Origin of the sequence: Pseudomonas citronellolis (assembly GCF_029335315.1) — a bacterium.
Classification (GTDB): domain Bacteria; phylum Pseudomonadota; class Gammaproteobacteria; order Pseudomonadales; family Pseudomonadaceae; genus Pseudomonas; species Pseudomonas citronellolis_A.
In genome coordinates this window covers 1-8,692 of the sequence record NZ_JARJLT010000284.1, presented here as the reverse complement: position 1 = coordinate 8,692, position 8,692 = coordinate 1, and the positions used below count along the sequence as shown (strand labels likewise).

The window sequence follows — 8,692 nt, the reverse complement described above, 5'->3', positions numbered from 1 at the left end:
ACAGGTGGTCGGAACGGGCGACGATGAAGGGCGCCGCCATCAGGCTCGGCAGCTGCACCGCCACGTCGCGCTGCAGGCCCTGCCGGGCCAGGGCGGCATCGATGACGCTGCTCGCGTCGTTCCAGGGCAGCACGGCGATGTGCCGTTCGCCGAGGTAGTCCGCCAGCGTCAGTTCGGCGCCGATCCGCGGGTGGCCCTGGCGGGCGATCACCACGTAGGCGTCGCTCAGCAGGTCGAGCCCCTCGATGCCCTCCTGGGCTGCCGCCGGCCCGTGGGACACGCCCAGGGCGAAGTGGACGCGCCCCTCGCGCAGCTCATCCAGCGATTCCTGCTGGGTGGCGTAGAGCATCCTGATGCGCAGCTGCGGGGCTACCCTTTCCAGGCGGGCGACCAGCGCCGGCAGCAGCGCGTAGGCCGTATAGTCGGTGGCGGCGAAGATGAAGGTCTGCGAGCTGCCGGCGGGCACGAACGGCGCGGCGCCGCTCAGCCGTTCGGCGAGGAGACGCAGGGCCTCGGCCACGCCGTCGGCCATCTGCGCGGCCTGCGCGGTGGGCTGCATGGCGTTGCCGGCGCGCACGAAGAGCTCGTCCGCCAGCGCCTCGCGCAGGCGCGCCAGGGCGTGGCTGCAGGCCGAGGGGCTCATCGCCAGTTCGTCGGCCGCCGCCGTGACGCTGCGCAGGCGGAACAGCGCGTCGAAGACCAGCAGCAGGTTGAGGTCGAGGCGACGCAGGATGGAATGCATGGATTTCACGCCCTCATGAATAAAATGCAGCGCATGCATTCTGCAACTTCTCTACCCTGCTGTCCCGACCCCCTTCGCGACCGCCCACGATCAGCACCTGAATATGAGTACCCCGAACATGAGCACCCCGAACTTCCGCAACGCCCGCCCAACCGACGTCGACCGCTGCTACCAGATCGAAACCTCGGCCTACGAGGGCGGCGAAGCGGCCACCCGCGAAAAGATCGCCACGCGCATCGCGCAGTACCCGCAGGGGTTCCTGGTCATGGAGCTGGACGGCGAGGTGATCGGCTTCATCAACTGCGGCTGCGCGCAAGTGGTGGTGATGTCCGACGAGGCGTTCAAGGAGCTGGTCGGCCACGACCCCGAGGCGCCGAACGCGGTGATCATGTCGGTGGTGCTCGACCCGGCGCACCAGGGCCGGGGCCACGCCTCGACGCTGATGCGCGAGTTCATCGAGCGCATGCGCGCGCTGGGCAAGCGCAGCATCCACCTGATGTGCAAGGAGCGCCACGTCGCGCTCTACGAGCGCATGGGCTATCGCTACGTGAAGCCCTCGGCCTCCGACCACGGCGGCATGGCCTGGCACGAAATGGTGATGGAGCTCGCCTGAGGCGATAGGGCGCAGGCACGGGTGCACGGCGGCGGACTAGGCTAGCGCTATTACACGCCCAACGAGGCCCCGATGGACAAGCCCCTCCTGCTCTGCCTGCTGCTGGCCCTGGCGCCCGCCGCCAGCTACGCCGCCGACCCGGTGCCCCCTGTACCCGTGCAGTTCGCCAAGGGCGCCAGCGCCACGACCCTCAAGGGCCGCATCACAGGCTACGAAAGCACCCAGTACAGCCTCACCGCGCAGGCCGGCCAGCGCATGACGGTGAGCGTCACGGGTAGCCGCAACGCCAACTTCAACGTCTTCGCGCCGGGCGACCTGCCTGGCCAGGCCACCGCCATCGGCAGCGGCGGCGTGGGCAACAGCTGGAGCGCCGAGCTGCCCGCCTCCGGCGAATACACCGTGCAGGTCTACCAGATGCGCGCGTCGGCGCGACGTGGCAAGCAGATCACCTACGTCGTCAGGTTCGGCGTCGACTGAGCGGCTGGCGGGCGCCACGCGAACAGCCCCGGGCGAACCCGCCAGGGCGCCCTGCCCGCGAGAAATACGGCAATTGCCGTATGGGCCGGCAATCGGCGGGTCCATAGACTTTCGACCGCATTCGCCGAGGCTCGACAGGGCTTCGGCGACGCGGGCCAACCGGGCGGCAGAGCCAAACGGGAGGCATAGCGGCCAATTAACAGCACTTGACATTGCTTAGCCAGTACCGGAGTGCCAGAATGCCGCCCGCTGCCACATAACAACACAGGGGCGCCAGCGTCCCTCGATAAAGCAAAGGCCATAGGGAAAGGGGCGAAATCTTGCGAGCTAACAAGTCCAGTTGCACGTCGGCAATTGCGTTTCCCCGTGCGGCACTCAAAGTCGCGCTGGGCAGTGTCATCGGTCTGCTGGTCCTCTCGGGATGCTCCACTTTCGACGTCGACTCCGCGCGCCTGCACAACGATGAAATCGTCAGCCAGCTGGCCAAGGACCGCGCCGCCCTCACCCGCGACGTGGCGCCGCTGAACGGCCCGCTGAGCCTGGACGAGGCCATCGCCCGCGCCGTCAAGTACAACGCCGAGCGCCGCTACCGGGCCATGGAAGAAGCCGTGGCGACGAACACCTTCGAGGCCGGCAAGTTCGACATGCTGCCCAAGCTGATCGCCTCGGCCGGCTACCGCGACCGCAACAACGACCTGATCACCCGCAGCGTCGACTCGGTGACCGGCGAGCCGTCGCTGGCCAACCCCTATATTTCCTCCAGCCGTCACGCCACCACCACCGGCATCGGCATTTCCTGGAGCCTGCTGGACTTCGGCCAGAGCTACTACGCGGCCAAGCAGAACGCCAACCGCGTGCTGATCGCCCAGGAGCACCGGCGCAAGGCCCTGCACAACCTGATCATGGATGTGCGCAGCGCCTACTGGCGCGTGGTCGCGGCGCAGAAGCTGATGCCCGAGCTGCGCACCACCATCGCCGAGTCCGAACGCGCGCTGAAGGACGCCCAGGCCGCCGAGCAGGACCGCATCCGCTCGCCGCTGGAGCCGCTGCGCTACCAGCGCCAGCTCCTGGAAAACCTGCGCCTGCTGGAAGCCATCGAGCAGGAACTGTCGACCGCGCGCGTCGAGCTGGCGCAGCTGACCGCCCTGCCGCTGACCGCGGAATACACCGTGGCCGATTCGGCCGAAGGGGTGAACACCGCCTGGCTGAACCAGCCCGTCGACAAGCTCGAGGAACTGGCGCTGGTGCGCAACCCGGACCTGCGCAACGGCATCTATGACGCGCGCATCGCCCAGCTGGAAACCCGCCGCACGCTGCTGAAGTTCTTCCCCGGGCTGTCGTTCGACTACGGCTACAAGCACAGCGACGACGACTACCTGATCAACCGCAACTGGAACGAAGCCGGCGTGCAGATCTCCTTCGACCTGCTCGGCCTGCTCTCGGCCCCCGCGCAGATGCGCCTGGCCGACGCCGGCGTGGCACTGGCCGACCAGCACCGCATGGCGCTGCAGATGGCGGTGCTGAGCCAGGTGCACATCGCCCGCCTGCAATACGCCAACGCCGCGCACCTGTACGAGCGCTCCGACGAGGTGGCCCAGGTCGACGCCCGCCTGGCACAACAGATTACCAACCTCGCCAGCGCACAGCAGCAATCCGACCTGGACCGCATCTCCCAGCAGAGCGCCTCGGTGCTCTCCCAGCTGCGCCGCTACCAGGCCCTGTCCGACGCCCAGGCCGCGGCCTCGCGCCTGCAGGCCACGCTGGGCATGGAACCGGAGATCGAAGGCTCGGCGGACATGCCGCTGCCCGAGCTGACGGCGGCGGTAGCGCACTCGCTGGCGGCCTGGAACAACGGCCAACTGCCCAGCGCGCAACAGGCGCTGCGCTGATGCGCCGCGCGCCTGGCCCGCAGCGGCTGGTCCGGCTGGCCGCCCTGGCGTGCCTGCTGGGTGCCGCGCATGCGGCGCCTTCGTTCGCCGCCAGCGCGGCCGGCAGCGCCCTGGACAGCCGCGAAATCCGCGCGCAACTGTTGCCGCGCCGCTACACCACCCTGGCCGCCGAGATCGGCGCCAAGATCAACCGCCTGCCCCTGGCCGAAGGCGCCGCCTTCAAGCAGGGCCAGGTGCTGGTGCAGTTCGACTGCGCGCTGCAACAGGCCCAGCTGGCGCGGGCCAACGCCGCGCTGATGGCGGCCGACACCAATTGGAAGGGCAACCAGAAGCTGGCCGCGCTGAACTCGGTGGGCAAGGTCGAGCTGGACGTGTCGCGCGCCGAGGTGCTCAAGGCCCAGGCCGAGGTCGACGCCAACCGCGCGCTGCTCGGCAAATGCCAGATAGCCGCGCCCTTCCCCGGCCGCATCGCCGAACAGAAGGTGCGCGAGCAGCAGTTCGTGCAACCCGGCCAGCCGCTGCTGGAAATCCTCGATGACAGCCAGCTGGAGCTGGAATTCATCGTGCCGTCGCGCTGGCTGGTGTGGCTGCGCGAAGGCGCCGCCTTCCAGGTGAGCATCGACGAAACCGGCAAGAGCTACCCGGCCAAGGTGCAGCGCATCGGCGCGCGGGTGGACCCGGTGAGCCAGTCGGTAAAGCTCAGCGCGGTGATCGACGGCCATTTCGCCGAGCTGATCGCCGGCATGAGTGGCCAGGTGCAGATGGCGCCACCGCAACCCTGATCCCTGTACGTGCGTGTTGGTCAACACTTCCCGCTTCTTCCAGGAGCCCGCCGTGAACTCACTGATTTCCGCCCTGCACCGCGCCGCCGGCCTCGCCGGCCGCCGTCCCTTGCAACGCTCCTCGCAACTGTTGTCGCTGGAGCAGCGTTTCATGTTCGACGGCGCGGTGGCCGACGCGGCCCACGCCGCCCAGGCCCCTGACGCTTCGGCGGCCAGCGTGGTGCCGCCGGCGGTGACGGTGCGCGCGGCCGAGCCGGCCAAGGACAACGGCAAGAAGGAAGTCGCCCTGGTGGACACCTCGGTGGCCAACTACAAGGCGCTGGAAGCCGGCGTGCGCGAAGGCGTCGGCATCGTCGAGTTCGACGGCAGCAAGGACGGCCTGGCGCAGATCGCCCAGTGGGCGGCCAGCGAAGGCGGCTACGACGCCATCCACATTCTTTCGCACGGTTCCGAAGGCGTGCTCAACCTGGGCACCGAGCAACTCAACGCCAGCTCGTTGCAGTCGGCCACGGTGCAGAGCGAACTGGCCGAACTCGGCCGCGCCCTGACCGACGATGGCGACCTGCTGCTGTACGGCTGCGACGCCGGCGCCGGAAGCGCCGGCAGCACGCTGCTGGATGGCCTGGCCCAGGCCACCGGCGCCGACGTGGCCGCCTCCACCAACGCCACCGGGGCGGCGGACAAGGGTGGCGACTGGGTGCTGGAGGCGCAGCGCGGCCAAGTCGATACGGATGCGCTGAGCCTTACCGGTTACCAGGACCTGTTGAGCACAGTCGTCATTACCGATAGCGATATTGACTACACCACGGTTGAATTTACCCAGAACGTCGACGGGGCCAACTTCACCTTCTCTGGTAATGACTTTTACCCCATCGGCATGGACACCTCCGGCTCTGCTGAAGGGGTGTACGCCTACGATCCGAACACCGCCAGTAGCGTCAAACTCACCCTCACGGTCGCGTCCGGCTATACGTTCGATCTCGTCAGCCTGAAGGCATACCTCTACTCGGGCGACCTGCAAGTCCAGTACACCGACGCAAACGGCGTCACTCGCGCACTCTCGTTCACCAACGTCGGGCTCAATGACTTCGCAAGCGTTGGCGGCCTGAACACCAGCATCAATGACGTGGTTCAGGTCGTGCTCAGCTCCAACGACTACGGTCTGTTCCAGAGCTTCGAAATCTCCGACGTGAAGCCCATGCTCACCGTCAACTCCGCCACGCTATCCCAGGATAGCGGCACCAGCTCGAACGACTTCATCACCAACGTCGCGAGCCAGACCATCACCGGCACACTGTCCGCGGCCCTGGGGGTTGACCAACGGGTGGAAGTGTCGTTCGACAATGGCGGCACCTGGACCGACGCCAACTCCACCGTCGGCTCATCCAACTGGAGCATCAGCGCCACGCTCACCGGCAGCAACACCTTCATGGCGCGCGTCACCAATAGCAGCGGCATCAGCACCACCGCCTACAGCCACAGCTACGCCGTGGACACCACCGCACCGACCACCACCTTCGGCAACCTGTCGCTGCAGACCGACACCGGCGTCAGCAATACCGACTTCATCACCAACACCGCCAGCCAGACCATCAACGCCACCCTGAGCAGCACCCTGAACGCCGGAGATGTCGTGAAAGGCTCGCTGGATGGCGGCGCCACCTGGGTCGACGTCACCAACAAGGTCAGCGGCACCACCCTGAGCTGGACCGGCGCCACGCTCAGCGGCAACAACATCCTGATGCTCAAGGTGACCGATGCGGCGGGCAACGATGGCCCGACCTCCAGCCACACCTACACCCTGGACACCACCGCGCCCACCACCACGGTGACCGGCGCCAGCTTCTCCAACGACACCGGCACCTCCAGCACCGACTTCATCACCAGGACCGCCACGCAGACGATCAGCGGCACCCTGTCGGCCAACCTCCAGTCGGGCGAGACCGTCTATGTGTCGATCAACGGCGGCAGCACCTGGACCGCCGCCACCACCACGGTGGGCCAGAACACCTGGTCGCTGGCCGGCGTCACGCTGACCTCCAGCAGCACGTTGCGGGTCAAGGTGTCCGACACCGCCGGCAACGATGGCTCGACCTCTGTCCAGGCGTACATCTACGACACCACCGCCCCCACCATCAGCTTCAGCGGCCTGGGGTTTTCCAACGACTCCGGCACCGCCGGCGACTTCATCACCAACACTACCAGCCAGACCATCAGCGCCACCCTGAGCACCTCCCTCGCCGCTGGTGACGTCCTCTGGGGCTCCCTGGATGGCGGCAGCACCTGGACCGACATCACCAGCAAGGCCTCCGGCACCGCGCTGAGCTGGAACGGCGTCACGCTCAGCGGCAGCAACATACTGGAACTGAGAGTGGTGGATGCCGCCGGCAACCAGGGCGCAATCAAGTCCCAGGCCTATGTGCTGGACACCACGCCGCCGGCCGCGCCCTCCACGCCGCTGCTGAGCAGCGCCAGTGACACCGGCCCGTCCAACAGCGACGGAATCACCAGCGATACCACGCCGACCTTCAGCGGCACCGCCGAGAGCGGCTCGACGGTGAATATCTACGACGGCGCCACGCTGCTGGGCAGCACCGTCGCCACCGGTGGCGTCTGGAGCTTCACCAGCGCCACGCTGAGCGAAACCAGCCACACCATCACCGCCATCGCCACCGACGCCGCCGGCAACGTCTCCGCGGCCAGCGCCGGCCTGGCGATCAGCATCGACGCCACACAGCCCAGCGTCATCTCGACAGCGGTCCCGGCGAACAGCACCTATTACAGCGGCGACACCCTGAGCTTCTCCGTCAACTTCGACGAAGCGGTCTATGTGGACACCAGCGGCGGCACGCCACGCATCGCCATGGTGATCGGCTCCACCACCCGCTACGCGAGCTATGTGTCCGGCTCCGGCACCACCTCGCTGCGGTTCAGCTACACGGTGCAGGCCGGCGACAGCGACAGCAACGGCATCACCGTAGGCAGCCTGTCTGCCAACGGCGGCACCCTGTCCGACCAGGCCGGCAACAGCGCCACCTTGACTCTCAACAGCGTGGGCAGCACCGCCAACATCCTGGTCGACGGCTCCCAGGCCAGCGTCACCGGCGTCGGCTCCAGCACCAGTAACGGAGCCTACGGCCCCGGCAGCACCCTCACCATCACCGTCGATTTCAGCCGCGCGGTCGATGTCGATACCAGCGGCGGCGCCCCGACCCTGACACTGAGCAGCGGCGGCACCGCCACCTACTCCGGCGGTGACGGCACCAGCACGCTGACTTTCACCTACACCGTGGGCGCCGGCGAGAACAGCGCCGACCTCGACTACGCCTCCATCGCCGCCCTGGCGCTGAACGGCGCGACCATCACCGACGCCGTCAACGGCCGCAACGCCTCGGTGACGCTGGCCGCGCCGGGCGCGGCGGGCTCGCTGGGCGCCAACAAGGACCTGGTCATCGACACCACCGCGCCGGGCATTAGCGGCGGCTCCGTCTACTTCTCGTCCGATACCGGCAGCTCCAGCACCGACCTGATTACCAAGACCTCGGCGCAGACCATCACCGGTACGCTCACCGGCAACCTTTCGGCCGGCGAATCCGTCCAGGTATCACTGGATAACGGCGCTACCTGGAGCACGGCCACGGCCGCGACCGGCAGCAGCAACTGGTCCCTGGCGGGCCAGACCCTGACCGGCAGCGACACGCTCAAGGTGCGGGTGGTGGACGCCGCCGGCAACGTCGGTGCCAGCGCCTCGTACGCCTACGTACTGGACACCAGCGGGCCGACCACGACCTTCGCCGACGTCGCCTTTTCCAACGACTCCGGCGCCAGCGCCAGCGACCTGGTCACCAACGCCAACGCACAGACCATCAGCGCCACCCTGAGCAGCGCGCTGGGTGCGGGTGACACGCTGCTGGGCTCGCTGGACAACGGCGCCACCTGGACCGATATCACCAGCAAGGTCAGCGGCACCTCGCTGAACTGGAACGGTGTCATCCTGTCGGGAAGCAATACCCTACAGCTGCGCGTGGTCGACGCCGCCGGCAACAATGGCGTCGCCACCAGCAGGGCCTATGTGCTGGACACCGTCGCACCGACCACCACGGTAGCCAGCGCCGCCTTCTCGGCCGACAGCGGCAGCTCCAACAGCGACTTCATCACCAACGTCGCCGCGCAGACGGTCAGTGGCAGC

Annotated in this window: 6 protein-coding genes; 5 read left to right on the top strand and 1 reads right to left on the bottom strand. The window is 67.8% G+C overall.

The features are described 5' to 3' along the window. Window positions 1–742: LysR family transcriptional regulator (locus P3W75_RS21260; protein ID WP_276229287.1), on the bottom strand; the 742-nt coding region annotated here is incomplete at its 3' end. A gap of 118 nt (window positions 743–860) precedes the next feature. Here P3W75_RS21260 and P3W75_RS21255 point away from each other — a divergent pair. From P3W75_RS21255 to P3W75_RS21235, 5 genes are all read left to right on the top strand, one after another. Further along, window positions 861–1,355: a GNAT family N-acetyltransferase gene (locus P3W75_RS21255; protein WP_276229288.1), complete on the top strand. Its 495-nt coding sequence runs from the start codon at window positions 861–863 to the stop codon at window positions 1,353–1,355. Window positions 1,356–1,427: 72 nt separating this feature from the next. Beyond that, entirely contained in the window at window positions 1,428–1,832 is a 405-nt protein-coding gene (locus P3W75_RS21250; RefSeq protein ID WP_276229286.1) for a hypothetical protein, read from the top strand. Window positions 1,833–2,152: 320 nt separating this feature from the next. Next, window positions 2,153–3,721, top strand: a complete 1,569-nt coding sequence (locus P3W75_RS21245; RefSeq protein WP_276229285.1) for a TolC family protein — start codon at window positions 2,153–2,155, stop codon at window positions 3,719–3,721. Then, on the top strand, window positions 3,721–4,503 hold the full coding sequence (locus tag P3W75_RS21240; protein WP_276229284.1) for an efflux RND transporter periplasmic adaptor subunit: 783 nt from the start codon (window positions 3,721–3,723) through the stop codon (window positions 4,501–4,503). Before P3W75_RS21245 ends, P3W75_RS21240 begins: the two co-directional genes overlap by 1 nt. Window positions 4,504–4,555: 52 nt before the next feature. Beyond that, the coding region (locus P3W75_RS21235; RefSeq protein WP_276229283.1) for an Ig-like domain-containing protein at window positions 4,556–8,692 on the top strand (4,137 nt) is incomplete at its 3' end.